Annotated in this window: 23 protein-coding genes, 3 pseudogenes and 1 riboswitch; of the genes and pseudogenes, 12 read left to right on the top strand and 14 right to left on the bottom strand. The window is 73.3% G+C overall.

Annotated features, from left to right (window positions below; genetic code table 11):
- Positions 1–153: 153 nt before the first annotated feature.
- The 3 genes and pseudogenes from ACFXDE_RS35000 to ACFXDE_RS34990 form a co-directional block, all read left to right on the top strand.
- A pseudogene (locus ACFXDE_RS35000) lies at positions 154–225 on the top strand (hypothetical protein); the annotation flags it as partial.
- Complete coding sequence (locus ACFXDE_RS34995) at positions 208–915, top strand: DUF5753 domain-containing protein (protein WP_380498503.1); 708 nt, start codon at positions 208–210, stop codon at positions 913–915. The pseudogene ACFXDE_RS35000 and the gene ACFXDE_RS34995, both read left to right, overlap by 18 nt.
- A gap of 28 nt (positions 916–943) precedes the next feature.
- Positions 944–1153 carry a DUF397 domain-containing protein gene (locus ACFXDE_RS34990; protein ID WP_380498498.1) on the top strand — a complete coding sequence of 70 codons (210 nt, stop codon included), beginning with the start codon at positions 944–946 and terminating at the stop codon, positions 1151–1153.
- 100 nt (positions 1154–1253) lie between these two features.
- Here the strand turns inward: ACFXDE_RS34990 and ACFXDE_RS34985 are convergent, their stop codons facing one another.
- The 3 genes from ACFXDE_RS34985 to ACFXDE_RS34975 form a co-directional block, all read right to left on the bottom strand.
- The gene (locus tag ACFXDE_RS34985; protein ID WP_380498497.1) at positions 1254–1682 is read right to left on the bottom strand and encodes an ML domain-containing protein; all 429 of its coding nucleotides are present in this window, start codon (positions 1680–1682) and stop codon (positions 1254–1256) included.
- A 111-nt stretch (positions 1683–1793) separates the two neighbouring features.
- A complete protein-coding gene (gene lysA / locus ACFXDE_RS34980) occupies positions 1794–3140 on the bottom strand; it encodes a diaminopimelate decarboxylase (RefSeq protein WP_380498496.1) in 1347 nt (448 codons plus the stop codon).
- A gap of 33 nt (positions 3141–3173) precedes the next feature.
- Entirely contained in the window at positions 3174–3347 is a 174-nt protein-coding gene (locus tag ACFXDE_RS34975; protein ID WP_380498495.1) for a hypothetical protein, read from the bottom strand.
- 353 nt (positions 3348–3700) lie between these two features.
- On the opposite strand from ACFXDE_RS34975, the gene kdpB reads away from it, so the two are divergent.
- Together kdpB and ACFXDE_RS34965 are read left to right on the top strand one after the other, a co-directional pair.
- Positions 3701–5899 carry a potassium-transporting ATPase subunit KdpB gene (kdpB, locus tag ACFXDE_RS34970; RefSeq protein WP_380498494.1) on the top strand — a complete coding sequence of 733 codons (2199 nt, stop codon included), beginning with the start codon at positions 3701–3703 and terminating at the stop codon, positions 5897–5899.
- A gap of 201 nt (positions 5900–6100) precedes the next feature.
- Positions 6101–6586 carry a universal stress protein gene (locus ACFXDE_RS34965; protein WP_380436534.1) on the top strand — a complete coding sequence of 162 codons (486 nt, stop codon included), beginning with the start codon at positions 6101–6103 and terminating at the stop codon, positions 6584–6586.
- A 161-nt stretch (positions 6587–6747) separates the two neighbouring features.
- Here ACFXDE_RS34965 and ACFXDE_RS34960 read toward each other — a convergent pair whose 3' ends face one another.
- Positions 6748–7959, bottom strand: a complete 1212-nt coding sequence (locus ACFXDE_RS34960) for an alpha/beta hydrolase (protein ID WP_380498493.1) — start codon at positions 7957–7959, stop codon at positions 6748–6750.
- 198 nt (positions 7960–8157) lie between these two features.
- A riboswitch (M-box (ykoK) riboswitch) is annotated at positions 8158–8344 on the top strand.
- A 393-nt stretch (positions 8345–8737) separates the two neighbouring features.
- Here ACFXDE_RS34960 and ACFXDE_RS34955 point away from each other — a divergent pair.
- The 4 genes from ACFXDE_RS34955 to ACFXDE_RS34940 are packed head-to-tail and all read left to right on the top strand — an operon-like array spanning position 8738 to position 10578.
- On the top strand, positions 8738–8995 hold the full coding sequence (locus ACFXDE_RS34955; RefSeq protein WP_380498492.1) for a hypothetical protein: 258 nt from the start codon (positions 8738–8740) through the stop codon (positions 8993–8995).
- 60 nt (positions 8996–9055) lie between these two features.
- Complete coding sequence (locus tag ACFXDE_RS34950) at positions 9056–9559, top strand: winged helix-turn-helix domain-containing protein (protein ID WP_380498491.1); 504 nt, start codon at positions 9056–9058, stop codon at positions 9557–9559.
- 46 nt (positions 9560–9605) lie between these two features.
- Positions 9606–10103: a hypothetical protein gene (locus tag ACFXDE_RS34945; RefSeq protein ID WP_380498490.1), complete on the top strand. Its 498-nt coding sequence runs from the start codon at positions 9606–9608 to the stop codon at positions 10101–10103.
- Between the two features lie 55 nt (positions 10104–10158).
- Positions 10159–10578 (top strand): glyoxalase, encoded by a 420-nt coding sequence (locus ACFXDE_RS34940; protein ID WP_380498489.1) that lies wholly within the window; start codon positions 10159–10161, stop codon positions 10576–10578.
- A gap of 55 nt (positions 10579–10633) precedes the next feature.
- On the opposite strand, the gene ACFXDE_RS34935 is transcribed toward ACFXDE_RS34940, so the two are convergent.
- The 8 genes from ACFXDE_RS34935 to ACFXDE_RS34900 all read right to left on the bottom strand — a co-directional run bounded on the left by ACFXDE_RS34935 (position 10634) and on the right by ACFXDE_RS34900 (position 20327).
- Positions 10634–11278 (bottom strand): hypothetical protein, encoded by a 645-nt coding sequence (locus tag ACFXDE_RS34935; protein WP_380498488.1) that lies wholly within the window; start codon positions 11276–11278, stop codon positions 10634–10636.
- Between the two features lie 215 nt (positions 11279–11493).
- Positions 11494–11922, bottom strand: a complete 429-nt coding sequence (locus ACFXDE_RS34930) for a cupredoxin domain-containing protein (RefSeq protein ID WP_380498487.1) — start codon at positions 11920–11922, stop codon at positions 11494–11496.
- Entirely contained in the window at positions 11922–12389 is a 468-nt protein-coding gene (locus tag ACFXDE_RS34925) for a hypothetical protein (RefSeq protein WP_380436550.1), read from the bottom strand. Before ACFXDE_RS34925 ends, ACFXDE_RS34930 begins: the two co-directional genes overlap by 1 nt.
- A gap of 127 nt (positions 12390–12516) precedes the next feature.
- On the bottom strand, positions 12517–13890 hold the full coding sequence (locus tag ACFXDE_RS34920; protein WP_380498486.1) for a nitrate/nitrite transporter: 1374 nt from the start codon (positions 13888–13890) through the stop codon (positions 12517–12519).
- Positions 13887–14255 (bottom strand): nitrite reductase small subunit NirD, encoded by a 369-nt coding sequence (gene nirD / locus ACFXDE_RS34915; protein WP_380436554.1) that lies wholly within the window; start codon positions 14253–14255, stop codon positions 13887–13889. Before nirD ends, ACFXDE_RS34920 begins: the two co-directional genes overlap by 4 nt.
- Positions 14252–16855, bottom strand: a complete 2604-nt coding sequence (gene nirB / locus ACFXDE_RS34910) for a nitrite reductase large subunit NirB (protein ID WP_380498485.1) — start codon at positions 16853–16855, stop codon at positions 14252–14254. Before nirB ends, nirD begins: the two co-directional genes overlap by 4 nt.
- On the bottom strand, positions 16852–18081 hold the full coding sequence (locus tag ACFXDE_RS34905) for an NAD(P)/FAD-dependent oxidoreductase (RefSeq protein WP_380498484.1): 1230 nt from the start codon (positions 18079–18081) through the stop codon (positions 16852–16854). The genes nirB and ACFXDE_RS34905 overlap by 4 nt, the downstream gene beginning before the upstream one ends.
- Complete coding sequence (locus ACFXDE_RS34900; RefSeq protein WP_380498483.1) at positions 18078–20327, bottom strand: molybdopterin oxidoreductase family protein; 2250 nt, start codon at positions 20325–20327, stop codon at positions 18078–18080. The genes ACFXDE_RS34905 and ACFXDE_RS34900 overlap by 4 nt, the downstream gene beginning before the upstream one ends.
- Positions 20328–20520: 193 nt before the next feature.
- On the opposite strand from ACFXDE_RS34900, the gene ACFXDE_RS34895 reads away from it, so the two are divergent.
- Both ACFXDE_RS34895 and ACFXDE_RS34890 read left to right on the top strand, forming a co-directional pair.
- A complete protein-coding gene (locus ACFXDE_RS34895) occupies positions 20521–21645 on the top strand; it encodes a uroporphyrinogen-III synthase (protein WP_380436559.1) in 1125 nt (374 codons plus the stop codon).
- Positions 21645–22205, top strand: a pseudogene (locus tag ACFXDE_RS34890) (sirohydrochlorin chelatase); the annotation flags it as partial. The gene ACFXDE_RS34895 and the pseudogene ACFXDE_RS34890, both read left to right, overlap by 1 nt.
- Before the next feature lie 89 nt (positions 22206–22294).
- On the opposite strand, the pseudogene ACFXDE_RS34885 reads toward ACFXDE_RS34890, so the two are convergent.
- Together ACFXDE_RS34885 and ACFXDE_RS34880 are read right to left on the bottom strand one after the other, a co-directional pair.
- Positions 22295–22417: pseudogene (locus ACFXDE_RS34885) on the bottom strand (DUF397 domain-containing protein); the annotation flags it as partial.
- A 111-nt stretch (positions 22418–22528) separates the two neighbouring features.
- Positions 22529–23797 (bottom strand): MFS transporter, encoded by a 1269-nt coding sequence (locus tag ACFXDE_RS34880; protein ID WP_380498502.1) that lies wholly within the window; start codon positions 23795–23797, stop codon positions 22529–22531.
- Positions 23798–23884: 87 nt separating this feature from the next.
- Between ACFXDE_RS34880 and ACFXDE_RS34875 the strand changes: the two genes are divergently transcribed.
- Positions 23885–24862 (top strand): DUF5937 family protein, encoded by a 978-nt coding sequence (locus ACFXDE_RS34875; protein WP_380498482.1) that lies wholly within the window; start codon positions 23885–23887, stop codon positions 24860–24862.
- Positions 24863–24963: the final 101 nt, after the last annotated feature.

Here is a 24963-nt window from a genome sequence, read left to right as displayed (position 1 = left end):
CGCCTGGCTCCACACCTACAATCACCACCGCGGACACACCGCGCTCAGGGGCAAGCCACCCGCCAGCCGCGTCCCCAACCTCACGGGTCAGAACATCTAGGTTCAGAGCTTCGCCGGCTTCGGGAATCGGCGAACAAGACCACCGAGGACGCTGCGGGCGCTCTCAAGTGCTCCCGCGCGAAGATCAGCCGGATAGAGACGGGCGCAGTGGGCATCCGCCGCCTCGATCTCGGCATCCTGCTGGACCTCTACGGCGTCACACAGCAGCAGGACAGGGACGCCCTCGAAACGCTCGCCCGCGAAAGCAAGAAGCGCGGTTGGTGGCACGACTACGGCGACACGATCCCGCCCGCGTACGCCGATTTCCTTGGGCTTGAGGGGGATGCCAGATACATCCGAACGTGGCAACCCATGGTCCTGCCCGGTCTCTTGCAGACCGAGGACTACGCCCGTGCCCTGCTTGGGGCCAATCCCGCAGCTGTCCGCCCGGAGCGCATCGACCAACTGGTCAAAGTGCGAATGGAACGCAAGGCCGTCCTGGCCAAGCCGGACGCGGCACGCTTCTGGGCAATCATCTGGGAGCCGGCTCTCCGATGCCCTGTTGGAGGCGCCGATGTGCACCGGGCACAGTTGCGCTACCTCGCCGAGGCAGCGCAACTCCCCAACGTCACCATGCAGGTTGTGCCGCTCGATGTTGGCGCCACTGCCGGAGCCTGCGGGCCGTTCGTGACGTTCGGCTTCACGGATTCACCGGCTCCCGGTGCGGTTTTTCTTGAGACACTGACCAGCAGCCACTACCTGGAGCAAGAGGCAGAGCTGGACGGCTATGGCCTGGTCTTCGACTACCTGCGGTCATCAGCCCTGAATCCCGCCCAATCGCTGGATATGATCACCGCCATCGCGGCAGAGACGTGAGTACGAGATCAGACAAGAGGGTGAGCACATGGCCAAGCCGGAGATCTCCGCTCGGGGCTGGTACAAGAGCAGCTACAGCGCACAAGCCAACGACTGCGTAGAAGCGGGCCTCGTCATTGCTGGCGGTATGGCCGTCCGGGACTCCAAGGACCCCAGCGGGCCCGCGCTCGTCTTCCCCGCCGAGGCATGGAACGTGTTCGTCTCCGCCGTCAAGACTGGCGAACTCCCCAACTCCTAAGCGCAGCTGCGCGAGAAGTCGGCCACGTCGACTTCCCGCGCAAGCGTCGTGCCCCCACCGCTCGGAGGCGGTGGGGGCACGACAACATTCGCAGGCGCGGTTAGGGCAGGAAGTCGACGTCGAAGTCCACGGCTGCCAGATCGTCGTCATCGACCGTGTAGGCGCGGACCTGGAGCTTGAACTTCGCCCTCGGAACCTCCCTCGGGAGGTTGATGACCGCTGTCAGGACCGTGTCCCCCTTCGGCATGGGGCGCTTTCCGTCGCTGGTGTCGCAGCTCAGCTCCAGGCCCTCGGCGCCGCCGCCGCGAAGCTCCGCGAAGAGGTCGTACTGGCGCGTGAGCAGCTTGATCAGCCCGAGCTTGACCACGAGGTCGAAGTACGCGCCGTCCTCGATCGCCCTCGTCGCAGCCGCGTCGATCCGGAGTGTGACGGGGCTTCCCGGCTTCGGTGGATCCGGGGTGACAGTCATGGACTTGATCTGTAGCGCGTCCGTCGGCAAACCCCTGTCCTCATAGCTCCAGCCGGCCACCTTGAACTCCCTCCGTCACGACGCACCACCGTGGCGCGTCGCGACAGTCTGGACTCCGGCAGACAGCTCCTACGGGCGGAGACACGTCAAACCACTCGAACGGGTGCGCGCTCAGCGGCCGACTTCCCGAAGGCGGAAGTCCTCGACCGTCTCCCTCCTGATCAGCAGCCGCGCGCGACCATCCTTCACGGCGGCCACCGGCGGACGACCCACCATGTTGTAGCCGCTGGCCATCGACAGCTGGTACGCCCCCGCCGCCGGGACGGCCAGCAGGTCACCCGGCCGCAGATCCGCAGGGAGCAGCGCGTCGCGCACCAGCACGTCCCCGGCCTCGCAGTGCCGCCCGACCACGTCGACCCGCGCCGTACCCGCGTCGGTACGGCGGCCCACCATCCGCACGGTGTACTCCGACCCGTACAGCACCGGCCGCGGGTTGTCGCTCATGCCGCCGTCCACCGCCGCGAACGTGCGCCCGTCCGCCGTGTGCTTCACGGACAGCACCCGGTACACCGCCACCGCCGCCGGGCCGGCGATCGCCCGGCCGGGCTCGACGATCAGGCGCGGCACCTCCAGGCCCACCTCCGCACACCTCACCGCCAGCCGGTCCGTCACCCGCACCGCGAACTCGGCGACGTCCAGCTCCTCGTCACCCGGCAGGTACCGGATGCCGTGGCCACCGCCGAGGTCGAGCTCGGGCAGCTCGACGCCGTGCCGGTCGCGCACGTCGGCGAGCAGCCGTACGAGCGTGTCCACGGACTGGAGGAACGGCTCGACCTCGGTGATCTGCGAGCCCAAGTGACAATGCAGGCCGACGAGTTCCAGCCCCGGCTGGTCGAGCACCCGGGCAATGGCATCGGCCGCGTCGCCGCCCTCGATCGGGAAGCCGAACTTCTGTCCTCCCACGCCCGTCCGCACGGCCGCGTGGTGCCCGGCCGCGATCCCCGGGACGACCCGGACCAACACCTTCTGCGGCGTGTCGGCCGCCACCAGCGCCGCGAGCCGGGCGATCTCCGCCGGCCCGTCGATGACGATCCGGCCGACGCGCAACCGCCGCGCCAGCCTCAGGTCCTCGGGGGACTTCGCGTTGCCGTGCAGCAGGATCCGCTGCGCCGGGAACCCGGCGGACGAGGCCAGCCACAGTTCACCCGACGAACAGACGTCCAGGCCCAGGCCCTCCTCCGCGACCCAGTCCGCCATCGCGCTGCACAGGAACGCCTTGCCCGCGTACAGCACGTCCGCGTGCGGCAGCGCCCGCCGGTACGCGCGGGCGCGCCCCCGCACCTCGGCCTCGTCGAGCACGTACAGCGGCGTGCCGAACCGTTCTGCGGCCTCCGCCAGCCCGACTCCGCCGACCAGCACCTCCCCGCCGGGCCCCGTCCGCGCCGACGCGGGCCAGGGGCCGCCGAGCGCGTCGGCGGGGGTGGAGGTCACGGAGGGAGGGGCGGTGAGCTGGGTCATTGCGGCTCCTACGGAACGTCGAGCGGGTGGCGGTCAGTCCTCGAAGTGCATCGCGTACCGGCAGTGGGCCGGGCGGGTACGGCTGCGGTCGGCCTCCGAAGGGGCCGGGGCGGCGGGCGCGGGCTCGGGACGCTCGGCGACGGACACGAGGCGGATCGTGCGTTCAAGCGGCTCGTCGACGTCGATCAGGGCGGTGGCGGTGGTCATCGAAGACTCCCAGGGAAGGTCGTGGAGGGCCGTCGTCCGCGGCCCCCGGTTCCAGTGCAAACCCATCGCACACCGACCGCACCCGCCCTTGACGCGTGACCTACGCGAACGGGGCCCACCTTGACGACTTCCTGACATTCCCCCCGGCCCCAGCCTCCGAACGGGTGTTCGCGCAGGTCGGAGGCCGGATCGATCATGGTGTCAGGGAACTGTCAAAGAAGGCCGTTCCGCCGCCAAGCCCGCGTCAAGACCGGCATGGCGCACGGGAATCCGGTGGTGGGCTGTCCGCCGTTCCCGTCGCCACCGAACCCGCCGCCCCACCGCAAGGGGCAGCCCGGAAGGTCCCCGAGACGATGCGCCGTACGGCCCTCACGGACACCACCGACCACCCGCAGCACGCGCCCCACCCGCAGCAACCGCAGCAACCGCAGCAACCGCAGCAACCGCAGCAACCGCCCCACCCCAGTCATCGGCCCAGCGGCCCCGCCAACGGACGCCGCCGCCTCATCACCCGGCAGCAGCTCGCCGAGGCCCTACCCGCCGCCGTCCGCAAGCTGCACCCGCGCACGATGGCCCGCAACCCGGTCATGCTCGTCGTCGAGACCGGCTCGGCCCTCACCACGCTGAACGCCGTCGCCCGCCCCAGCGTGTTCGCATGGGTGATCAGCTTCTGGCTCTGGCTCACCGTACTGTTCGCCAACCTCGCCGAGGCCGTCGCCGAGGCGCGCGGCAAGGCGCAGGCCGACTCGCTGCGCCGCGCGCAGGCCGGCACCACCGCCCGACGGCTGCTGCACTGGCGGGTCGGCATCCCTGATCACCGTCACGAGATCATCCCCGCGAACGAGTTGATGCTGCACGACATCGTGCTCGTGTCGGCCGGCGAGGTGATCCCGCAGGACGGCGAGGTGGTCGAGGGCGTCGCCAGCGTCGACGAGTCGGCGATCACCGGCGAGTCCGCCCCCGTCATCCGCGAGTCCGGCGGCGACCGCACCAGCGTCACCGGCGGCACCAGAGTGCTCTCGGACCACTTGATCGTCCGGATCACCTCCCGGCCCGGGCAGAGCTTCATCGACCGGATGATCAGCCTGGTCGAGGGCGCCAACCGGCAGAAGACGCCGAACGAGATCGCGCTCAACATCCTGCTCGCGTCGCTCACCATCATCTTCATCCTCTCCGTCGTCTCCCTCCAGCCGATGGCCATCTACGCGCACGCCCCGCAGACCACCGTCGTGCTCTGCGCCCTGATGGTCGCGCTCATCCCGACGACCATCGGCGCGCTGCTCTCCGCGATCGGCATCGCCGGGATGGACCGGCTCGTCCAGCGCAACGTCGTCGCCCTCTCCGGCCGGGCCGTCGAGGCCGCCGGGGACGTCGACGTGCTGCTGCTCGACAAGACCGGCACCATCACCTACGGCAACCGGCGGGCCGTCGCCCTGCACCCGCTGCCCGGCGCGACGACCGAACAGCTCGCCGAGGCCGCACAGTTGGCGTCCGTCGCGGACGAGACACCGGAGGGGCGCTCGCTCGTCGAACTGACGACCCGTCAGTACTGGGTGCCACCAAGGGCGCCCGGTGAGCTCGGCGAACAGCGGCCCGTCCCGTTCACCGCGCACAGCCGGATGAGCGGCGTCGACCTGAGCTGGCCCGACGGGACCGCCTGCCTCATCCGCAAGGGCGCCGCGAACGCCGTCGCCCAGTGGGTCGTGCAGTCCGGCGGCCGGCTGCCGATGACGGCCAAACCGCTCGTCGACCGGATCGCCGGGGAGGGCGGCACCCCGCTGCTCGTCGCCGTGCACGACCGGCACGGCGCCCGCGCGCTCGGCGTCGTCGAGCTCAAGGACGTCGTCAAGGAGGGCATCGCCGAACGCTTCGCCGAGCTGCGGCGGATGGGCATCCGCACGGTCATGGTCACCGGCGACAACCCGCTCACCGCCAAGGCCATCGCCGAGGAGGCCGGGGTCGACGACTTCCTCGCCGAGGCCACGCCCGAGGACAAGCTCGCCTACCTGCGCCAGGAGCAGGCCGCCGGGAACATGGTCGCGATGACCGGCGACGGCACCAACGACGCCCCCGCCCTCGCCCAGGCCGACGTCGGCGTCGCCATGAACTCCGGCACCCCGGCGGCGAAGGAGGCGGGCAACATGGTCGACCTCGACTCCAACCCGGCCAAGCTCATCGACATCATCCGGGTCGGCAAGCAACTCCTCATCACCCGGGGCGCGTTGACCACCTTCTCGATCACCAACGACGTCGCCAAGTTCTTCGCGATCATCCCCGCGATGTTCGCGAACGCCTACCCCGGGCTGCACCACCTCAACATCATGGGGCTGCACAGCCCGCAGTCCGCGATCGCCTCCGCGATCATCTTCAACGCGCTGATCATCGTCGCGCTCATCCCGCTCGCCCTGCGCGGCGTCCGCTACCAGCCCGCCTCCGCGACCGACCTGCTCCGGCGCAACCTGCGGGTGTACGGGCTGGGCGGGCTCATCCTGCCGTTCCTCGGCATCAAGGCGATCGACCTGCTGATCGAGTTCGTCCCGGGGCTGGGCTGACCGCCGCCGGTGCGAGTAGCGGCACCGGCACCGGTGCTACTAGTACGCACGGCTGTCAGGGGGCCGTCAAGATGCGGGCGACACGCGTCATGGCAGCGTCAGCGGCGACGCGGACGGGGTGGTTCCGGGGTTCACTGGACATGACGGAACCGAAGACACGCACCCACACGAAGACAAACTGGCACACGGAGGCGAACGGCCATGACCGGGACCACCCGAGTGATCGTCGGCCTGAGCGGATCACTGAGCAGTCTCGCCGCCCTCTACCACGCCGTCGGCGAAGCGGCGCGGCACGGAGCGACCCTCGTGCCGGTCGCCGCCTGGACCGCGCACGACCGGGACGGGCTGCGACCACTGTCCGAACTGGAGCACGCCGCCCGCCGGCGCCTCGACATCGCCTTCGAACAGGCCTACGGCGGGTACCCGTCCGGCCTGGTCGTCCACCCCGTGGTGGTCAACTCCGAACCGGGGCCCGCCCTGGTCGGCGCCGTCACCGGCCCGGACGACATCCTCGTGATCGGCGCCGCCACCCGCCGTCGGCTCGACCGGCTGCGCCACGCGTCGGTCGCCCGCCACTGCCGCCACCGGGCCGGCTGCCGGGTCGTCGAGGTGTCCCCGTCCGATCTCCTGACCCGCCTCGAACTCCCCGCCCGCACGGGCGCCCCGCTCCCGCTCCTCGCCCGCTGACGCCACCGACCGCGGCACCGCATCATCGCGGCATCGCGGCACCACGCCACCGACCGCATCACCGCGGCACCACGACCAGGGCCGCCGGGGCCGGCCCGGCGAGCCCCCTCCGCCGCCCCCGTCCGATCCGCCCGGACGGGGGCGGCGCCATGCCAACGTCCCTACGGAGATGGGGCGTTGAGGTGGTCGCTCAGCCATGTGAGCGAGGGCGGAAGCAGCCGCGTCCAGGTCGTGAAGTTGTGCCCGCCCGAGTCCACCGTCGCCTGCGCCACCGTGAGCGGCGGACGGGCCGCCGCCGCGAAGGCCGACGAGTCCGCGTACGTGCTCCCGTCCTCCTTGCTGTCCGCGAGCAGCGCCGACAGCGACGGCATCGGCAGGTGCGCAAGGCGCCACGTGAGGTCGGCCTCGTCGCGGCGCTGGGTGCTCCCCCCGAAGAGGTCCCCGGTCGTGACGTCGTCCGCCGCCTTGAAGTAGCCGGAGAGCGAGACCACGGCCGGGAAGGTCTGCGGGTGCACCATGCCGAGCTTGAGCGCGCAGTAGCCGCCCGTCGAGTCGCCGATCACGCCGAGGCTCCCGGTGCCGTCCAGGACCCGGTAGGAGGCGCGCAGGTCGGCCGGGACGTCCGTCGTGTAGTACGACTGCGCCTGCGGTCCGTTCGGGACGTCCTCGCACTCGCTGTCCCGGGGCATCGACGGCGACGGGCGCATCAGCACGAGCACGGCCGGCCGCATCGCGCCCTTCCGCAGCAGGTCGAGCTCGTACGCCGGGTAGCGCAGCTTGGTGACGAGGTTGGCGGCGTCGCCGGGGAAGCCGGTCATCACGAGCAGTGCGGGGAACTGCCGGTGCTCGCCGCCGGGCTGGAAGTACTGCGGCGGCAGGTAGACGTAGCCGTCGGTGCTCAGACCGGTCGTCCCGCCGGGGATGCGGACCTTGTCGAGCCGCCCGATCTGTGCCGGGTCGCGGCTGCCCGCCGGGGCGCCGGTGATGTCCGCCGTGCCGAGCACCTGGATCCCGGCGGGCGAGCGGGCGGGCCCGGTGCCGGTCGTCCCGGCGCCGCTGGTCCCGGTACCGCTCGCCCCCGCACCGCTCGTCCCCGTACCGCTCGGGGTGGCTCCGGCGCCCTGGATCACGGCCGCCCCGCGATCGTGCCCCAGCAGGTCGGACCAGCTGCTGTAGAAGACGAAGTAGTCGTTCACCGCGAGCCCCAGCGTGGCGACCAGCGCCAGCTGCGTGAGCACGATCGTGCCGAGCCGCAGGAACATCGCCGGCCAGCTCCGGACGGCCAGCTTCGGCCACACCCACAGCGTGCCGAGCACCGTGGCCACGGTGAACAGCGCCGTCAGCGCGAGCAGCTTGTGACTGGTGAGTCCCATGGTCCGGCCTCCCCTACCACTGTGGACCACCGGTCCCGGATCCACAGCGCCTCCCACCCACCGTAATCGGATGGCACCCGAACGTCATGCGCTCCGGGGAGGGCGTTCGTACCGGGAGTTCGCCGGGAGTTCGTGTCAGAAGTTCGACAAAGGTGTCGAGGATCGCCCGGTTCCGGGCTATGCTTTCGGGTGTTTGAAAAGGCACCTCGTTCGGTGAGGCGTCTTCACGGACACAGGCCACTGACCCGACGACGTCGAGAGACGCCCAGGTTCAGGACAGATCTTCCCGACCTAAGGGTTGATCCCAAGTGGCTTCCCCGCAGTGCCCGTTGCGGCCGGGGATTACGCCGTGAAGTGCCAAAGCTCTGACGAGTTGGGGTGAGCCGGCGGCCCGGGAGGCAGGTTGGCGAGCTCCTGCCGAGTCGATGAACGCACCGCCCGTGGTGCGTCCGACCGGAAGGAGGCGATCGCATGGACAGCAGTAGTAGTAGTCCGGGCCACAGTCGGCCCCGTTCCCGCATGCCCGAGCACGCCTCCGGCAGACGCTGAACCCCCTTATCCCACCATGCTTCTGACGTTTCGTCAGTGCATGCGCACACCACCGTGCCCGCGCGGCCCCGCATCGGACGGCCGCCCCGGGTCGCGGTGCCGTGCCCGCAGGGGGTCACCGTCGCACGCCGCGAGGCGGGCCCGCGCGTCAACCCGCCAACCCCACGCCACGCCCGGCCGGGGCATGCCCTCGCACGCCCGCCGACCGTTGAACCCGAGGTGAGTCGCCATGTCCGTCGCCGCTTTCTTCCACCCCACCACCACCCGGACCGTTCCGCCCCGCGGCCTGCGCGCCGCCCTCGCCGGCGTCCTCGGCCGGATCGCCGCGGGCTCGATCACCGCGGGCCCGATCGACGACACCGTGCTCCGGGCCATCGGTTCGCAGGCCCCGGCCGGGCCGCCGATGCGCCTGCGGGCCCGCTGGGAGGCCGTCACCGCCGCCGACGGGACGGCAGGGCTGTGCGCCCGCTGGCACGCCGAGAACTGACCGCCCGTCCGCTCCCGCCACCCACTCCACCAGCAGAATCACGCCGAAGGAAGTCCCGTCATGGCCGTCCGCTACCCCCGGCTCGACGTCATCTTCTCCGACCACCGGGCCGCCCTCCGCGCCGTCACGACGGCGAGCGCCCCCGCGGCCAAGGCCGCCCCCGCCGTTCCCGCCGCCCCCGCCGAGCGCGTCCCCGCACAGGCCGGTCCCGTCCGGGCCGCCACCGTCCGGGCCATCCGCCCGCAGGCCGGGGACGACACCCCGCCGAACGGGCTGGCGATCGACCCCGACCAGCGCGTCGCCACCGTGGACGGCCGCGAAGTCGACCTCACCTTCATGGAGTTCGAGCTGCTCGCCCACCTGGTCGCCAACCCCCTGCGGGTGCACAGCCGCCGCCAGCTGATGGAGAGCGTGTGGGGCCGCCCCGACAACGGCGACACCCGCACCATCTCCACCCACATCGCCCGGATACGCCGCAAGCTCGGCCCCGGGCACCGGCCCACCCTCGCGACCGTCCGCCAGGTCGGCTACAAGTACGACCCCCGGCTGGCCGCCGCGGCCTGACCCGTTCCGCCAACTCATTGTCACCACGGCCACGATGAGGTTTCCGATGACTCCCGGCAAGCTGCTCCCGCGGCGTGGCGAGGCGGCGGGGCTGCTCGTCGTCCTGACGCTGCTCGTCCTCGAAGGCCTCGCGCTGAACGAGGCCTCGGACCCGGACCGGCCGGTGATCGGCGCCGCCCTCATCGGGTCCGCCGCCACCGGTCTGCTGCTCGTCGGCGCGCTGCTCCTCGGCCGCCGCCTGGCGGCCCGGCGGAGGCTCCCGCTGCCTCCGCCGGGCCCGGACGGCCCCGTCTACAGCACCCGCGCCCTGGAGGGCTTCCCGATGGAGGCCGTCCGCCCGCTGCTGCTCACCGAGGACGGGCCGCAGCTCAACCAGCTCTACGCGGCCTGGGTGCTCGCCCTCGGCGGTCACACCGCGCCGTGGATCGCCCGCCGACTGGACCTGCCCGTCCCGACCGTCCGGATCCTCGTGGACGCCGTCCGCGAGCGGCGCCGGGGGCCACACCGGCCCGGCGCCAACCCGCCTCCGTCCCAGCACCATTGACGACCACACCCGCCAACTCCCGCCCCCTGCACCGCACCACGAGAGGAACCCTTCGGTGATCACCGCCCTGGACCACGTCCAACTCGCCGCCCCGCCCGGCAGCGAGGCCATGCTGCGCGCCTTCTACGGCGACATCCTGCAGATGGCCGAGCTCCCCCGCCCGGCCTCGCTCGCCGCACGCGGCGGGTGCTGGTTCGCCGCCGACGGTGGGCGCGTCCGGCTCTACCTGGGCATCGAGGACGCCTTCCGGCCGACCGCCAAGGCCCACCCCGGCCTGGTCGTCGACGAGATCGACGCCTTCGCGAGCCGGCTGGAGAGCTCCGGCGCACTGGTCGTGTGGGACACCTCGCTGCCGCCGAACCGGCGCTTCTACACCCAGGACCCGGTCGGCAACCTGCTGGAGTTCGTCGAGCAGCAGCCCGCGCCCACCCCTGCACAGCCGACCGGATCATCCAAGGAGCATTCGTACAGGTGAAGGCAACCAGCCGAAACCGCAGGCTCCTTGAGGTCTCCTTGCCCGAATCCGGCTTCTACACCCGCGACCCGGGCGCGGCGGTGGCCCCGCCGCGCCCGGCGTTCGCCTGGGCGACCAGGTACGGCACCATCCCGCGCTCCGCCAGCGCCGTCCGCCAGGCGTCCCGCGCGAGCGCCAACTCGCCCGGGGCCCCGGCGTCACCGCCCTCGGCCGCCCGCGAGCGCGAGGCCGCGGCGGCCAGCCCGATCCCGCCCGCCAGCGCACTCACCAGCGCCACCCCGGCCGCGACCCACCCGGCACCGACCAGCGCCCCGCCCAGCACCTCCGAGTCGTCGGCCAGCCCGAGCGCGTAGCCGAGCAGCAGGAAGATCCCGGCCGCGGCCCCGGAGACGAGCGGCACGATCACCGCCAGCACCCCCAGCCACCCCGAGGCCCGCTCCGGCGCAGGCGCGTCCACCGGCAGCCGCGCCTCCGCGTCGGCGTCCGCCCGCAACCCCGCGTACCGCTCGTACTCGGGCGCGGCGGCGGCCAGCACGTACTCCGCGTTGTCCCGCGCACACCGCCGCAACCGCTCGACCCCGTGCGCCTGCTCCCCCCTCGCGCGCAGCGCGGCCTGCACCGCCGCCCCCGCGAGCGCCCTGCTGAGCACCGTCTCGAAGTCGGCCCGGTCCTGCTGAGGTAGCCGGAGCGGTCTGTCCATGGTTCAACCCCGTTCGCTGTTCGCGTCGCCCCCGCCTTGGCGCCTGCTTTACCAGCTCTTAGTTCTACAGCACTGTAGAGCATGGGGTGCAAAGGGAGCAGCAGTCGTGACCAGTGAACTTGCGGCTACGGAGCGGGATCGGCCATGGGCACACGCCGCGGTCCGGCCCGGCCGGATCCATCGTCCCGTCGAACGGCGGGGACTCCACGACGGGCCTAACCCACCGTCAGGATGCCCCGCATGAAGTGGTGGAACGTGCACTGGTACGAGTACGCGCCGCGCTGCGCCGGTGCCTTGAAGGTGGCCGAGTCGCCCGGGGCGATGGGGGCCGTGTCGAACGTGCGGTCCTGGGCGGTGAGGGTGTGCTCGACCGTGTCGGCGTTCACCACCGTGACGGTGCCGCCGGGGCGGACGGTGAAGTTCGCGGGCTGGAACAGGAAGTTCCCGATCGTCACCGTCATCGCCGTCGGGCCGCTGGGGGCCGCCGTCGTGGGGAGCCGTGGCGCGGCGGGTGCGGTGGTGGGGCCGCTGTCCTCCGGCGCCGAGCCGATGTAGGCGCTGAGGCATCCGGTGAGGGATGCGCTCAGGCCGGCGGCGAGGAGGAGGGCGCCGCCGGCCCGGGCGAGCCGGGTCGGCGGGCGCATCAGCCGGTTGCGGCGGGTGTGGGGGTGGCGAGCCGGATCCGGCGGGCGTCGGCCGAGGCCGGCGGGGCGGAGCCGAGGTTGGAGACCGTGGCGGTCAGGACGGCGTCCACGTCGGGGATCCAGTTGGTGGTCTTGGACGACACGATGAGCTGGCGGTGCTGCTCCGTCCCGTCGCACTGGATGTCCGTGTCGGCCGTGCGGGTGGAGCCGAAGGCCTTCGTGGCGGCGTCCTCCGGGTCCTGCTGCTCCACCGTGACGGTCAGCGACCTGGCCTCGGCGGCCACCCCGCACACGTATGTGACGTCGACCCGGACCTTGCCCGGGATCTTCTGGTCGATCCGCGCGCCGTCGATGGTGACCGACGTCGTGGGCTGGTCGGGGCCCGCATCGGCCACTGCGGGCACTGCGGGTACTGCCAGGCCGCTGAGGGCCGTGGTGAGGACCGTCAGGATGATCCACCGCTGCACTGCCAACCTCCCGGGGGCTAGGACGAGCTGCGGCCGACGCTAATCGCCCGCCCCCGGCCCCGCGCGCCGGGCGGCCCGAACGGCTCACGCCCCCCGGCACGCGCCGCCCCGGCGCCCGTCACCGGCCTCACGCCGCCTGCCGCACCAGCCCGGCCCGCGCGCCCGGCCGCAGCCAGACGACCCAGGTGAGCGCCGAGCACGCCAGGTAGGCCGCCAGGAAGCCCACGTAGGCGGCGTCCCCGTTGTGGCTGGCCTGGAAGGACTGCCGGAAGGCGAGGTTCACGATCACCCCGCCGAACGCCCCGATCGCACCCGCGAGCCCGATGAGCGCGGCGGAGCGCCGCCGTGCGTCGGTCTCCGCCGCCGCGGGGTCGGCGCCCGCGGCGACGGCGGCGCGGGCCCGGCCCTGGTAGTGCGCGGGGATCATCTTGTACGTCGAGCCGTTGCCGATCCCGCTGAGGACGAACAGCGCGACGAACCCGGCCAGGAACAGCGGCAGCGAGCCCGCCCGGGAGGCGGCGAGCACGACGGCCGTCCCGGCGCCCATGGCCGCGAACGTCGCGAGCGTGACGCGCGCGCCGCCCCAGCGGTCGGCGAGCCGTCCGCCGACGGGCCGCAGGAGCGAGCCGAGCAGCGGCCCGAGGAAAGTGAGCGCGGCGGCCTTGACCGGGGTGTCGAAGCGGTCGTGGAACTGCACCTGGAGCACCTGCCCGAAGGCGAAGCCGAACCCGATGAACGAGCCGAACGTGCCGATGTACAGCGCGGACACGGCCCAGCCGTACGGGTCCCGGGCCACCTCGCGCAGCGCCCGCCCCTCCTTGGAACCGGCGGACGACGCCGGCAGGTTGTCCATCCTCCACCAGGCCCCCGCCGCCGCGAGCACGATCAGCGGCAGGTAGATCAGCGGCAGCAGCCGCGGGTGGGCCGCGCCCGCCGTGGCGAGGACGAGCAGCCCGAGCAGTTGCACGGCCGGCACGCCGAGGTTGCCGCCGCCCGCGTTGATGCCGAGCGCCCAGCCCTTGAGCCGGTGCGGGTAGAAGGCGTTGATGTTGGCCATGGACGAGGCGAAGTTGCCGCCGCCGACGCCGGCCACGCAGGCCACCGCGAGCAGCGTCCCGTACGAGACGCCGGGCCGCAGGACGAGGGCGGCGAGCACGGTCGGCACGAGCAGCAGCAGGGCGCTGATCACCGTCCAGTTCCGTCCGCCGAACCGCGCGACGGCGAAGGTGTACGGCAGGCGCAGCAGCGCGCCGAGCGCGGTCGGGAGCGCGGTGAGCGTGAACTTGCCCGCCGTGTCGATGTGGTACTGGGGCCCGAGGAAGAGCACGAGCACCGACCACAGGCTCCACACCGAGAAGCCGATGTGCTCGGAGAGGACGGAGAAGACGAGGTTGCGCCGGGCGATGCGGGCGCCGGCCCGCTGCCAGAACTCCTCGTCCTCCGGGTCCCAGCCACGCAGTTCGGCCGGTCTGGCCGTACCGGCCTCGACGACTGTCGTCACTTCGCACCTCCGGAGACCCGGACGGGCCAGACCTTCAGGACGGCCGGGCGACCGTCAGGGGCGGTGTCCTCGTCGAGGCAGCGGCCGTCGGTGAGGTCGAAGACCTGCTTGTACATCGGCGAGGCGAGGGTGGGGCGGTCGCCTCGGCTGCCGAGCAGGCCGCGGGAGAGCACCTGGGCGCCGCTGAACGGGTCGAGGTTGTCGACGGCGTACAGCTTCCCGGCGCGGTCGACGAACAGCGCGACCTGGTGCGCCTCGGAGAGCAGGACGGCCCTGCCGCGGCCGGGCTGCAGGTCGTCGAGGGTGCAGACGGCGTGCCAGCGGGTGCCGTCGTGGATCTGAACGTCGTGGATCTGAACGGTCACGGGGTGAGCACCTCCAGTCGGGCCCCGGCGATGAGGACCGGGGATTCGAGGGTGTGTCCGTCCTCGCCCGGGCGGGCGGGGCGGATCTGGCCGCGTTCGGGGACGAAGGTCACGGCCGGGTCGGGGGTTCCGGGGGCGTTGACGAAGGAGGAGAAGCGCCGCAGCCGGTCGGGGTCGGCCAGGGTCTCGGCCCATTCGTCCTGGTAGCCGCCTATGTGACGGGCCATCAGTTCATCGAGCTCGGCGGCGATGCCGAGCGAGTCGTCGAGGACGACGGCCCGCAGGTGGTCGAGGCCGCCCTCCAGGCGCTCCAGCCAGACCGAGGTGCGTTCCAAGCGGTCGGCGGTGCGGATGTAGAACATCAGGAAGCGGTCGATGGTGCGGATGAGCGCCTCGCGGTCGAGGTCGGCGGCGAGCAGGTCGGCGTGCCGGGGCGTCATGCCGCCGTTGCCGCCGACGTAGAGGTTCCAGCCGGCCGAGGTGGCGATGATGCCGAAGTCCTTGCTCTGCGCCTCGGCGCACTCGCGGGCGCAGCCGGAGACGGCCGACTTGAGCTTGTGCGGGGAGCGCAACCCCCGGTAGCGGAGCTCCAGTTCGATGGCGAGCGTGGTGGAGTCCTGGACGCCGTAGCGGCACCAGGTCTCGCCGACGCAGGACTTCACGGTGCGCAGCGACTTGCCGTAGGCGTGGCCGGACTCGAAGCCGGCGTCGACCAGTTTGCGCCAGATCACCGGGAGTTGGTCGACGGTGGCGCCGAACATGTCGATCCGCTGGCCGCCGGTGAGCTTGGTGTAGAGGCCGTGGTCGCGGGCGATCTCGCCGATCGCGATGAGGCCCTCGGGGGTGATCTCGCCGCCGGGCACGCGCGGGACGACCGAGTAGGAGCCGTTGCGCTGGATGTTGGCGAGGAAGTGGTCGTTGGAGTCCTGGAGGGCGCCCTGTTCGCCGTCGAGGATGTGGCCGTTGCCGAGGCTGGCCAGGATGGAGGCGACGGTGGGCTTGCAGACCTCGCAGCCCTCGCCGCTGCCGTGCCGGTCGAGCAGGTCGGAGAAGCTCCCGATCCCCGTCACGCGGACGATCTCGTACAACTCGGCGCGGGTGTGGGCGAAGTGCTCGCACAGGCCCTTGTCGGTGCTGACGCCGGCCGCCTCCAGCTCCTCGGTGACGACGGTGCCGAGCATCTTGACGCAGCTGCCGCAGCCCGTGCCGGCCCGGGTGCACTTCTTGACGGCGGCGACGCTGTCGCAGCCCTGGTCGCGGACGGCGGCGCGGACGGCGCCCTGGGTGACGTTGTGGCAGGAACAGAGCACCGCGTCGTCGGGCAGGGCGACCGGCCCGGCGTTCGCGAACCCGGCGGGCAGCACGAGCTGTTCGGCCGGGACGGTGAGCGGCTTGCCGGCCACCGCGAGCGGGCGCAGCGTGCCGTAGGCGTCGGTGTCGCCGACCAGGACGCCGCCGAGCAGGGCGCCGTCCCGGCCGATGACGAGCTTGCGGTAGACGCCGCCGCGGCTGTCGCTGTAGAGCACGTCGAGCGCGCCCTCGGCGGTGCCGTGCGGGTCGCCGAAGCTGGCGACGTCGACGCCGAGGAGCTTGAGCTTGGTGGAGGTGTCGGCGCCGGTGAAGCCCTCGCCGGGCAGGTCGGCCAGCGTCCGTGCCGCCGTCTCGGCCATCTGGTAGCCGGGGGCGACGAGGCCGTAGACGCGGCCGTCGGCGGCCTGGGCGCACTCGCCGATGGCGAGGACCGCCGGGTCGGCGGTGCGGCAGTGCTCGTCGACGACGACGCCGCCGCGGGCGCCGACCGGCAGGTCGCAGTCGCGGGCGAGCTGGTCGCGGGCGCGCACGCCGGCCGAGAACACCACGAGGTCGGCGGCGAGTTCGCGGCCGTCGGAGAGCGCGAGCCCGGTGACCCGGCCGTCCTCGCCGGTGACGACGCCGCTCGCGCCGGCGCCGGTGTGCACCGTCACGCCGAGGTCCTCGATCTTGCGGCGGAGCACGGCGCCGCCGCCGTCGTCGACCTGGACGGCCATCAGGCGGGGCGCGAACTCGACGACGTGGGTGGTCAGTCCGCCGGCCCGCAGTGCGCCGGCGGCCTCCAGGCCGAGCAGCCCGCCGCCGACGACGACGCCGGTGGCGGCCTTCTCCGCGTCCGAGCGGATGGCGTCGACGTCCTCGATGGTGCGGTAGACGTGGCAGCCGGGCGCGTCCTTGCCGGGCACCGGCGGGACGAACGGGACGGACCCGGTGGCCAGCACGAGGGCGTCGTAGCGGACTTCGGCGCCCGATCGGGTGCGCACCAGGCGCGCCGCCCGGTCGATCGCCGTGGCCGGGTCGCCGAGGCGCAGGTCGATGCCGTGCTCGGCGGGGAAGCCGGGCGGGCACAGCGAGAGGTCCTCGGCGGTGCGGCCGTCGAACAGCGCGCTCAGGTGGACCCGGTCGTACGCGGGCCGGGGCTCCTCCGCGAGCACGGTGATCCGCCAGCCGCGGGCGGCGGGCAGCGCGGTGAAGGCCTCCAGGAAGCGCTGGCCGACCATGCCGTGGCCGACCAGGACGAGGTCACGGCTGCTGCGGTGGCCGGGCGTCATCCCATTGCTTGTGGTCATCGCGGTTCTCCTCGGGTGAGCAGGTGCAGGGGGTGGCCGCCGAGCGGTCCGCCGCTCTCGAAGGCGCCGGCCAGCGCGTCCACGGTGGCCAGGTCGCCGAGCAGGATCGCGCCGACCAGGCGGTCGCCGCGCAGGACGAGCTTCTTGTAGCTGCCGCGGGTCGCGTCGGCGATCCGCAGGACGTCGAGACCGGGGTCGAGGGTCTCGTCCACGGCGCCGAAGGCCGCGTACTCCAGGTCGCCGGTGCTGAGCCGGGCGCGCGGGACGCTGCCGGTGTAGCGAGCGTCCGGGTCGGCGCCGGACAGCCGCCGGGCGAGCACGTCGGCCTGTTCCCAGGCGGGGCCGGCCAGGCCGTGGACGGTGCCGCGGTGCTCGGCGCAGTCGCCGATCGCGGACACGTTCCCGCCGGAGACGTCCCCGGCGACGGCCAGTCGGTCGTCGACCAGGATCCCGGTGCCGACCGGCAGCCCGGCGCCGTACGCCAGGGCGGTGCGGGGGCGGGTGCCGCAGGCGAGCACGACCAGGTCGCAGTCGAGCCGGTAGCCGTTGGCCAGTTCCACCGCGCCGACCCTCTCCCCGCCGTGGACGGCGCGGGCGCGGTTGCGGGCATAGGTCTCGACGCCGAGCGCGAGCAGCCGCTCCCGCAGCACCTCGGCCGCCTCGTGGTCGAGCTGACGCTCGATCAGATGGGGTGCCTGGTGGACGATCTCGGTGCGGACGCCGAGCGCGGCCAGCGCCCGGGCGGCGCTCACGCCGAGCACCCCGCCGCCGATCACCACCGCGCGCTTCGCAGTGACGGCCTCCTCGGCGAGCCGCCCGCAGTCCTCCAGCGTGCGCAGGGTGTGCACGCCCTCGGCGAGGCCCAGCCCGTCGGGGCGGCGCAGCCCGCGCACCGGCGGCAGCACGGGGTTGGAACCGGTCGCGAGGACGAGCTCGTCCCACGGCTCGACGGTGCCGTCGGCCAGGGTCAGCGTGCGGGCGGCCGGGTCGAGGGCGACGACCTCGCAGCCGGGCCTGCTTTCGGCCCCGCCGAGCGGCAGCGCGATCGACTCGGCGTCGTAGCGCCCGGTCAGGACGTCCGCGAGCAGCACCCGGTTGTAGGGCGCGCGCGGCTCGGCGCCGTAGACGGTGACGGTGCCGGGCCCGCCGAGCGCGCCGTAGCGCTCGGCGAAGCGGGCGCCGGCCATGCCGCCGCCGACGACGGCGATCCTCGGTTCCCTGGTCACGGTGCCACCTCCTGTCCGGCGCGCGCGGCCTGCCCGGCCACCTCGCCACTCCGGTCGAACGGGCGCACGGCCTGCCCGTCCGAACCGCCGTCCCGCCCGCCCGCCGCCTCGCCGTCCCCGGCAGCCCCGCCGCCGCCCGGCCCGGCCGCCTTCTCCACCCGGACCGCACAGACCTTGAACTCCGGCATCCGGGACACCGGGTCGAGCGCCGGGTTGGTCAGGCTGTTGGCCCGGCCCGCCCCCGGCCAGTGGAAGGGCATGAACACGGTGTCCGCCCGGATCGCGTCGGTGATCCGCGCCGGGGCCACCGCCCGTCCGCGCCGGCTCGTCACCGCCACCGGCTCCCCGTCGGCCACCCCGAGCCGCTCGGCGAGCCGCGGGTGGAGCTCGACGAACGGGCCGGGCGCGGCCCTGGTGAGCTCGGCCACCCGCCGGGTCTGCGCGCCGCTCTGGTACTGGGCGAGCACCCGGCCGGTGGTCAGGTACAGCGGGTACTCCTCGTCTGGCTCCTCGCCGGCCGGCCGGTGGGTGACGGCCGCGAAGCGGGCCCGTCCGTCCGGCGTCGCGTACCGGTCGAGGAAGAGCCGCCTGGTGCCCGGGTGGTCCTCGGCCGGGCAGGGCCAGAACACGCCGTCCTCCGCCACGATCCGCCGGTAGCTGATGCCCGCGTAGTCGGCGTCGCCGCCGGCCGAGGCGCGGCGCAGCTCGTCGAAGGCCTCCTCGGCCGCCACCGGGAAGCCGGTCGCCACACCCAGGCGGGCGGCCAGTTCGCGCAGCACCCACAGCTCGCTGCGGACGCCCTCGGGCGGGTCGAAGGCGCGGCGGCGCAGGATGACCCGGCCCTCCAGGTTGGTGGTGGTGCCGTCCTCCTCCGCCCACTGCGTCACGGGCAGGACGACGTCCGCGAGGCGCGCCGTCTCGGACAGCACCAGGTCGGCGACGACCAGCAGGTCCAGCGCGCGCAGCCGCTCGGTGACGTGCCCGGCGTTCGGCGCGGACACCGCCGGGTTGGAGCCGGCCAGCAGCAGCGCCCGGACGCCGTCCGGCCGGCCGAGGCCGTCCAGCAGCTCGTACGCCGACTTACCCGGGCCCGGGATGCTCTCGGGCGGCACGCCCCACACCGCGGCGACGTGCTCCCGGGCGGCCGGGTCCTCGATCGAGCGGTAGCCGGGCAGCTGGTCGGCCTTCTGGCCGTGCTCGCGCCCGCCCTGCCCGTTGCCCTGGCCGGTGAGGCAGCCGTAACCGGCGTACGGACGGCCGGAGTTGCCGGTCGCGAGGCACAGGTTGATCCACGCGCCGACGGTGTCGGTGCCCTTGCTCTGCTGCTCCGGGCCGCGCGCGGTGAGCACCATGCCGGTCTCGGCGGTGCCGAACAGCCTTGCGGCCTCGCGCAGTTGGTGGGCGGGCACGCCGGTGATCCGCTCGACGCGGTCCGGCCAGTGCGCCATCGCGGCCTCCCGGGCCGCCTCGAAGCCGGACGTCCTCCCGGCGATGAAGTCCTTGTCCACCAGGCCGTCGGCGATCACCAGGTGCAGCAGGCCCAGCGCGAGCGCCAGGTCGCCGCCGGGGCGGGGCTGCAGGTGCAGGTCGGCGAGTTCGGCGGTGCGGGTGCGGCGCGGGTCCACGACGATCAGGGTGCCGCCGTTCTCGCGCAGTTCGCGGAAGTAGCGCACGGCCGGCGGCATCGTGTCGGCCGGGTTGCCGCCGACCAGGATCAGGCAGCCGGTGTGCGGAATGTCCTCCAGCGGGAACGGCAGGCCGCGGTCCAGGCCGAAGGCCCTGCGGTGGGCGGCCGCCGCCGAGGACATGCAGAACCGGCCGTTGTAGTCGATGTTCGCGGTGCGCAGCACCACCCGGGCGAACTTGCCCAGCAGGTACGCCTTCTCGTTCGTCAGCCCGCCCCCGCCGAACACGCCCACCGCGTCCGGCCCGTGCTGCTCCCGCACCCGGGCGAGCCCGCCCGCCACGCGGTCCAGCGCCTCCGGCCAGCCCGCCGCCCGCAGCGGCCCGCCGGGCCGGTCGCGCAGCAGCGGGCCGGTCAGCCGGACGTCCCGGGCGAGCACGGCCGCCGCCGAACGGCCCTTGCCGCACAGCGCGCCCCGGTTCACCGGGAACTCCGGCCGCTCCAGCACCTCGGGCGTGCCGTCCGCGCCACCACCCAGCCGCATGCCGCACTGCAGCGAGCAGTACGGGCAGTGGGTGTCGGTGGTCGGCGTGGGGGCCGCCTTCGGGCTGGTCAGCGTCATGCCGAGGAATGTCGCCGTCCGCTGTTTCGCGATCGCGTCACCCGTGTTGCGGGCGCGGTACACCTCCCTCACGGCCGCCCGGCCCCAGGGTGCGCTCCAGGAACACCGGCCGTAACCGGAGCAGCCCTTTCGCTTACCTGGGGGTGACGGGCGGGCAACGCCCCCGTAACGTGCACGCCGCACGCTGACCGGCATGGCAACCCCCACCGCCCAGCCCGGGCCCCTCACCGGCTTCACCGTCGGGGTCACCGCGGCTCGCCGCCGCGAGGAACTCGTCGCCCTCCTCACCCGGCGCGGCGCCCAGGTGGTCGAGGCGCCCGTGCTGCGCATCCTGCCGCTCGCCGACGACCTCGCCCTGCGCGAGGCCACCGAGCGGTGCCTGGCCGCCCCGCTCGACTACGTGGTCGCCACCACGGGCGTCGGCTGGCGCGGCTGGATGAGCGCCGCCGAGGGGTGGGGCCGCGCAACCGCCCTCGCCGAGGCCTGCCGGGGCGCGGTCGTGCTCAGCCGGGGCCCCAAGGCCACCGGCGCGGTACGGGCCAGCGGCCTCGGCGAGGGCTTCTCCCCCAGCACCGAAGCCACCGACGAGCTCCTCACCTGGCTGCTCGCCCGCCCCCTCGACGGGTGCCGGATCGCCGTCCAGGAGCACGGCGTGCGGCTCGACGCCTTCGCGGCGGCCCTGCGCGAACGCGGCGCCGAGGTGATCTCCGTCCCCGTCTACCGCTGGGCCCCGCCGGACGACATGGCCCCGGTGCGGCGGCTGGTCGAACAGACCGTCCGGCGCCAGGTGCACGCGCTCACCTTCACCAGCGCGCCCGCCGTCGCCGCCTTCCTCGCCACGGCGGAGGCCGAGGGCCTGCGCGAACCCGTCCTCGACGCCCTGCGCGGGGACGTCCTGCCCGTGTGCGTCGGCGCCCTGTGCGCGCGCCCGTTCGCGGACCTCGGGCTGCCGACGGTGTACCCGGAACGCGGCCGGCTGGGCTCGCTCGTCCGGCTGCTGGCGGAGACCCTTCCCACCCTCGGCCGGCGCGAAATTCCCTTGTCCGATGCGGTGTTGACGCTCCAGGGCAACGCGGCACTGGTCGACGGCGAGAGCCACCTCCTCAGCCCTCGCGGCGCCGCCGTCCTCAGAGCCCTCGCCGAACGCCCGGGGCACGTGCTGAGCCGCGCCGAACTCCTGCGCGCCGCCTGGACGGACGCGAGCGCGGACGAACACGCGGTCGAGGCGGCCGTCGGGCGGCTGCGGGCGGCGCTGGGCGCGCATGCGGGGCTCATCCGGACGGTGCCCAAGCGGGGCTACCGGTTGGCGGCGGGCTGATGCTGCTGGCCGTGGCGCACGGGAGCCGGGACGCGGCGTCGTCCGCGACAATTCGAGCGCTACTTCACCGCGTTCGTCTTCTCCGACCCGAACTGCCGGTCCGCTGCTGCTTCCTGGACCTGAACCGGCCGTCGCTGGACCAGGCCCTCGCCCAACTTCAGCACCAGAACCCCATCCTGGTCCCGCTCCTCCTGAGCACCGGCTACCACGTGCGCGTCGACATCCCGGCAGCGGTGGCCGCCGCCGGCCTCCCAACGTCCCAGGTGGCCCGCGCGCTGGGCCCACACCCGCTGCTCGCCGAAGCCCTGGCCGATCGCCTTGCCGAGAGCGGCGCCGCCCCGGAGGCCCCGGTGGTCCTGGCCGGCGCCGGCTCCTCCGACCCGACGGCCATCGCCGACACGACACGGATGGCAAGCCTCCTGGCCACCCACCTGGGCCGCCCGGTCACCCCGGCCCACCTGTCGGCGGCGGCCCCCACCCCCCACGAGGCCGTAGCCGCGCTGCACTCCGAGGGCCACCGAGAGGTAGCAGTAGCGACCTACCTCCTGGCCTCCGGCTTCTTCGCCCGCCGAGCCGCAACGACGGAGGCGAGGTGGACGAGCGCCCCCCTGGCAGCCCACGAGGCCGTCGCCCGCCTGATCCTCCACCGCTACGACGAGGTCAGCCGGTCGAATTCACCAGCCTTGACGCCGAGTGTGAAGGCACGCAGCGCGTCAGGCGTGTTGGCAAGGATGGTGCCAGGGGCGTCACACTCGCGAAGTCTGATGCTGCAGCCGGCGGTTGCAGAGACGTAGACGCAATTGGCTGCGGCTCCACTGAACGAGGACTTCTGCGCAGGAAGTCGACCCGTCCGACTTCCTGCGCAGAGGGTCCCGAGGCGGGATCAGACAACCGCCGGCACGGCCTCCTTCTCGGTGACGGGCAGGTCGCGCATGGTCCGCAGCGGCGAGCAGAGGATCGGCAGCACCGCGAGGAGCTCGCCCACGACACCGACCCACATCGCCTGCCGGACGCCGAGGCTCTGTCCGAGCACGCCGCCGATCAGTGCGCCGACCGGCATCAGCCCCCAGACGACGAACCGGAAGGATGCCGTCATCCGCCCCAGCAGCGGCTTCGGGCAGAGCCGCTGGCGATAGGCGACGCTCGAAACCCGGAAGGTCATGAAGCCGGCCCAGCCCAGGCCGTTCAGCGCGACGGCGATCGCGAACCGCCCGTCCGCCTGGTACATCGGCAGCGCGAGCAGCCACAGCACGCTGCTCAGGGTCATCGAGAGCCACATCGCCCGGCCCTGGCCCAACTTGGCGGTGATCCGCTCCACGCACAGTGCTCCGAGCAGTCCGCCCACCGCCTCCGCGCTGAACACCAGGCCGCAGAGGAACGCCGAGAGGTGAAGTTGACCGGCGAGCAGCGCCAGCAGCATCGACGCACTGATCGTGCCGCACATGTTGGAGAGCGCCGAGCTGATCGTGATCGCGCGGAGCAGCCGGTGGCCGAGGACGAAGCGCAGGCCCTCGGCGATCTCGGACCGCAGGTTCCCGCCGCCGGCGCCGCTGCGCGGCCGCGGATCGGGCGTGCGGATGCGGGCCAGTGACAGGGCCGACAGCACGAAGGTGGCTGCGTTCACGACGATCGCCACCGGCGCGGTGAGCGCTCCCACCGCGATCCCTCCGACGCCCGGACCGCCCACTTGCGCGATGCTGCGCGTCGTCTCCAACTTGACGTTGCCCTCGACCAGTTGCTCGTCCGCTACCAGGTGCGGCAGGTGACTCTGGAACGCCGTGTCGAAGAACGCGGTGCAGACGGACATCCCGAACGCCACCACGTACAGCTGGAGCAGGGTCAGCGTGCCCAGGCACGCGGCGACCGGTATCGACCCGAGCAGCACCGCGCGGCAGAGGTCGCCGACCACCATCACGCGGCGCTGCCGCATCCGGTCCACCCAGGCGCCGGCCGGCAACCCGATGACCGGCGCGGCCAGGTACTCGCACACGACGAGCAGGCTCATCTCGAACGGCGTGGCGTGCAGCGTTCCGATCGCCACCAGCGGGAGCGCGACCAGCGTCACGCTCCCGCCGAGCTGACTGACCGCGTCGGCGGTCCACAGCCGTCGGAAGTCCCGGTGGAGGAACAGGCTCGAACGATCTCTGATCATGGTCACGGTCGGCAACACCACCATCGGACGACCTGGCCGACCAGTGTTTTAGTCTGGGCGAAAACACCTGTGCGGGGAGGGAGCCCCATGACCGAGGTGCGGTTCGACGTCGATGACGTCGCCTCCGTCAGGTTCGCGGTCTCGCCGCTGTGGGAGACCGTTTCCAGCCTCCGGGTGCTGCGCGAACCCGGGCACCACCCCGTCCACCTGCCCTGGATCGGGCAGGCCCGGCAGCTGGTCCGGGACGAGGGCCTCGCCCGCCGGACCGCTCCGCTGAGAGCCATCGTGTGGTCGAGCAGTTGCCTGCCCGATTTCCTGACACCGCCACCGGGCTGCTCGCTCGGCGAGATCGAGGAGGAGCTGGCAGTCGTCCTGGCCACCCCGCCGGCCCGCGTCCGGACCGAACTCGAAGCGGGCTTCCGGTACGCGCCGCCCTCGCCGTTCGCCCGGCTGCTGGCCGCCGACCCCGAGTCGGCGCTGCCTCGGCTGGTCGACGCCGTCCGCGGATGGTGGCAGGCGGCGGTCCACCCGCACTGGCCGCGCATGCGGGCCGTACTGGAGGCGGACATCGCGTACCGCACCCGCCAGTTCTCCGGTGGCGGTGTGCAGTCCCTCTTCGGGAACCTCCACCCCGCGCTGTGCTGGGCCGGGGACCGCCTCCTCCTGGACGACCGACTGGACACCGCCATCGACCTCCGCGGCCGGGGCCTCCCGCTGCTGCCGAGCGTCTTCACCGCCCACTCCGTGCTCGTGACCAGCGACCCGGCATCACCGCCGATCGCCATCTACCCCGCCCGGGCGGTCGGCACCCTGTGGGAGCGGCAGCAGGCCACCACGGGTGCGCTCGCCCGGCTACTGGGCCGCAGCCGGGCCCGCATCCTGGCCTACACCGGCTCGCCCAGCACCACGACCCAGCTGGCGACACGCACCGGTCTGAGCCCGGGGGCCGTCTCCCAGCACCTCGCCGTGCTGCGCGAAGCCGGGCTGGTGACCGGCCACCGCTACCGCAACGAGGTGAACTACACCGTCACCGATCTGGGAGCCGCCCTTCTCGACCGGCCCTGACGCCCCGGGGGGCTGAGCCGTCGCCCCGTAGGGGGGGGGGCAGCCGGGGCGGGGGGGGGGGGCGGGGGGGGCACCCGCGGGGGGCGGCCCCCCCCCCGGGG

The organism is Kitasatospora sp. NPDC059408, assembly GCF_042751525.1.
Lineage (GTDB): Bacteria > Actinomycetota > Actinomycetes > Streptomycetales > Streptomycetaceae > Kitasatospora.
Note: the sequence above shows the minus strand (reverse complement) of the source record. Positions and strands in the feature narration are given on the sequence as shown.

Coding starts and splice junctions, on each gene's coding strand:
- ACFXDE_RS34880 (WP_380498502.1), bottom strand. CDS start 23,797: ATGATCAGAGATCGTTCGAGCCTGTTCCTCCACCGGGACTTCCGACGG.
- nirB (WP_380498485.1), bottom strand. CDS start 16,855: ATGACCACAAGCAATGGGATGACGCCCGGCCACCGCAGCAGCCGTGAC.
- ACFXDE_RS34990 (WP_380498498.1), top strand. CDS start 944: ATGGCCAAGCCGGAGATCTCCGCTCGGGGCTGGTACAAGAGCAGCTAC.
- kdpB (WP_380498494.1), top strand. CDS start 3,701: ATGCGCCGTACGGCCCTCACGGACACCACCGACCACCCGCAGCACGCG.
- ACFXDE_RS34875 (WP_380498482.1), top strand. CDS start 23,885: ATGACCGAGGTGCGGTTCGACGTCGATGACGTCGCCTCCGTCAGGTTC.
- lysA (WP_380498496.1), bottom strand. CDS start 3,140: ATGACCCAGCTCACCGCCCCTCCCTCCGTGACCTCCACCCCCGCCGAC.
- ACFXDE_RS34965 (WP_380436534.1), top strand. CDS start 6,101: ATGACCGGGACCACCCGAGTGATCGTCGGCCTGAGCGGATCACTGAGC.
- ACFXDE_RS34900 (WP_380498483.1), bottom strand. CDS start 20,327: ATGACGCTGACCAGCCCGAAGGCGGCCCCCACGCCGACCACCGACACC.
- ACFXDE_RS34960 (WP_380498493.1), bottom strand. CDS start 7,959: ATGGGACTCACCAGTCACAAGCTGCTCGCGCTGACGGCGCTGTTCACC.
- ACFXDE_RS34950 (WP_380498491.1), top strand. CDS start 9,056: ATGGCCGTCCGCTACCCCCGGCTCGACGTCATCTTCTCCGACCACCGG.
- ACFXDE_RS34955 (WP_380498492.1), top strand. CDS start 8,738: ATGTCCGTCGCCGCTTTCTTCCACCCCACCACCACCCGGACCGTTCCG.
- ACFXDE_RS34945 (WP_380498490.1), top strand. CDS start 9,606: ATGACTCCCGGCAAGCTGCTCCCGCGGCGTGGCGAGGCGGCGGGGCTG.
- ACFXDE_RS34975 (WP_380498495.1), bottom strand. CDS start 3,347: ATGACCACCGCCACCGCCCTGATCGACGTCGACGAGCCGCTTGAACGC.
- ACFXDE_RS34935 (WP_380498488.1), bottom strand. CDS start 11,278: ATGGACAGACCGCTCCGGCTACCTCAGCAGGACCGGGCCGACTTCGAG.
- ACFXDE_RS34895 (WP_380436559.1), top strand. CDS start 20,521: ATGGCAACCCCCACCGCCCAGCCCGGGCCCCTCACCGGCTTCACCGTC.
- ACFXDE_RS34930 (WP_380498487.1), bottom strand. CDS start 11,922: ATGCGCCCGCCGACCCGGCTCGCCCGGGCCGGCGGCGCCCTCCTCCTC.